The organism is Loktanella sp. PT4BL, assembly GCF_003201935.1.
Classification (GTDB): domain Bacteria; phylum Pseudomonadota; class Alphaproteobacteria; order Rhodobacterales; family Rhodobacteraceae; genus Yoonia.
In genome coordinates, this window is the sequence record NZ_QJJL01000028.1 from 1 (window position 1) to 2747 (window position 2747).

General features: G+C 63.2%; 3 protein-coding genes. All 3 read left to right on the top strand.

What is annotated here, in order from left to right; translation table 11 throughout:
- Window positions 1-402 (top strand): hypothetical protein (locus C7964_RS19620; RefSeq protein WP_110281235.1); only part of this gene is annotated, 402 nt, incomplete at its 5' end.
- The gene (locus C7964_RS19625; protein WP_110281236.1) at window positions 350-2404 is read left to right on the top strand and encodes a phage terminase large subunit family protein; all 2055 of its coding nucleotides are present in this window, start codon (window positions 350-352) and stop codon (window positions 2402-2404) included. The genes C7964_RS19620 and C7964_RS19625, both read left to right, overlap by 53 nt.
- 3 nt (window positions 2405-2407) lie before the next feature.
- Complete coding sequence (locus C7964_RS19630) at window positions 2408-2617, top strand: phage head-tail joining protein (RefSeq protein ID WP_110281237.1); 210 nt, start codon at window positions 2408-2410, stop codon at window positions 2615-2617.
- Window positions 2618-2747: the final 130 nt, after the last annotated feature.

Sequence of the window (2747 nt, forward strand, 5' to 3'; positions counted from 1 at the left end):
AACGCGGGTGGTGATGGTGGAGGGATTAGCAGCGGTAATATCTCAGGCACTGGCGGCGTGTCAGGGCCAGGCGACAGCACCTCCTATCTCAAGGCCCGCACGGCGCTGACGGTCTATCAGGCCCAGGAGCGCCAGCTATCGATCCAGCGCAAGAAGGGCGTGCTGGTGGATCGAGCGCGGGCGGAAACGCTGGTGTTTCGGCTTGCAAGGCAAGAACGTGATGTCTGGGTCACCTGGCCCACCCGTGTGGCGGCCCTAATGGCTGCCCAATTATCCGCAGAGATGGAGAAGGTGTCGGGGGTGCCCGTGGCAATCGAGACTGCGATCCTGCAAAGGGTGCTGGAAACCCATGTCAGAGAGCAACTCACCGCCCTGGCCGACCTCAGGGTCTCGCTTGAATGATGACGGCAACGCATACGACCTGACCGACGACAACCTGACAGCAGATCTCGATCTCGCCTTTGATGGCGCCGAGGACATTCTACGCGTCTGGCGTAACGGCATGCGGCCAGATCCGGACCTGACGGTATCGGAATGGGCAGATGCGCACCGCAAGCTATCGTCGCGGGCGTCGGCGGAACCTGGACAGTACCGCACAGCGCGCACCCCATATCTGCGCGCCATCATGGATGCGCTGTCGCCAAACCATCCGGCGCAGCGGATTTCATTTATGAAAGCTGCACAGGTTGGCGCGACGGAGGCCGGCAATAACTGGATCGGCTTTGTCATCCATCACGCGCCGGGCCCGATGCTAGCCGTGCTGCCAACAGTCGAGATGGCCAAACGCACGTCGCGGGGCCGGATTGATCCGCTGATCGAGGACAGCCCCGCGCTGAAAGAACGGGTCCAGCCTGCGCGGTCGCGCGATGCGGGTAATTCGATGCTGTCGAAGGAGTTCCCGGGCGGCATTCTGGTGCTGACGGGGGCAAACTCGGCAACCGGCCTGCGGTCGATGCCGGCACGCTATGTGTTTTTGGATGAAGTGGACGCCTATCCCGCCTCGGCCGATGAAGAAGGCGATCCGGTCACCCTTGCCGAGGCGCGCACCACCACCTTCGCGCATCGGCGCAAGGTCTTCATGGTCTCGACGCCCACCATCCGCGGGCTGAGCCGGATCGAGCGGGAATTCGAAGCCAGCGACCAGCGGCGGTATTTCGTGCCCTGCCCGCATTGTGACCATAAGCAATGGTTACAGTTCGAACGCCTGCGCTGGGAAAAGGGACAGCCGGAAACGGCGATGTACATCTGCGCAGGGTGCGAGAAACCAATTGCAGAGCACCACAAGACCGACATGCTGGCGCGCGGTGAATGGCGGGCGACGGCAGTGTCGGACAATCCGCATGCCATCGGCTTCCACCTCTCGGCGCTCTATTCGCCGATCGGCTGGAAAAGCTGGGAGCAAATCGCGCGGGACTGGCTGGCCGCCCAAGGCTCCGACGAGATGTTGCGGGCCGCGCGCAACACACTCTTGGGGGAGACATGGGTTGAGAGCGGCGAGGCGCCGGAATGGCAGCGACTTGCGGATCAGCGGTTTACTTTCCCTGCGCAGATCCCCGCAGGCGGGTTGTTCCTGACCGCCGGTGCCGATGTGCAAAAAGACCGGATCGAGGTCGATGTCTGGGCCTGGGGCCGCGGGCTGCAAAGCTGGCTCGTCGATCACATCGTCATTCCGGGCGGACCGGATGATCCGGCGTGCTGGGACAAGCTGACCTCGCTTCTGGGCCAGACTTGGGTGCACGAGCATGGCGCGGTGATGCCGCTGGCCAAACTGGCCATTGATACCGGCTATGAAACGGCCGCTGTTTACGGATGGGCGCGCAAGCAGGGCATCGCACAAGTGGCACCCGTGAAGGGCTTGGAAGGGTTCAACCGCGCAACACCGGTGTCGGGGCCAACCTTTGTCGATGCCACCGTAAATGGTCGCAAGCTGAAGCGCGGGGCCCGGCTCTGGACCGTGGCCACCGCCACCTTCAAAGCCGAGACCTATCGCTATCTGCGGATCGAGCGACCCAGCGATGAAGATCGTACGCTGGGCATCGCCGATCCGGCTGGCATGATCCACCTGCCGGATTGGGCTGATAGCGAATGGCTCAAACAGCTAGTGGCCGAACAGCTGGTTACGATCCGTAACAAGCGCGGCTTTGCCCGCCAGGAATGGCAAAAGCTGCGTGAACGTAACGAGGCCCTCGACACGCGGGTTTATGCGCGGGCGGCGGCGTGGATCCTTGGTGCAGATCGCTTTGACGAGCGGATGTGGCGACAGCTGGAGAAGCAGGCTGGTGTGGAAACCGCCGCGACCTTGGCACAGCCCGAGACCGATAAATCGACTGAGCCGCAAGCCGGGCGTATCGCCGCCCCGCGGCGGCGTGGCTGGAAAATCAGCACGCCAAAATACATGGAATGACGAATGACCCTCGATGAGTTGAAACTCCGTCACAGCGCGCTGCTGGCCGCGCGCTACAGCGGCACGCGGTCTGTCAGCTATGACGGCAAGACAGTCACCTACGGCACCGATGCCGAACTGGCGGCTGCGATCAGTGACATCGAGCGCCGGATTGCGAAAGCCGAGCGCGGCGCCGGGCGCATCCTGAGGCCTCATGCCGTGAAGGATCTGTGATGAACTGGCGGCAGCGGCTGGGAGCGTTCGTCGGTGGCTTTGATGCGGGCCAGCATCACCGCCGCCTGCGCGGGTTCCGCGCGACGCGGGCCCATGTCAATGCACTGATCGCGGCCTCTGGTCCCGATAT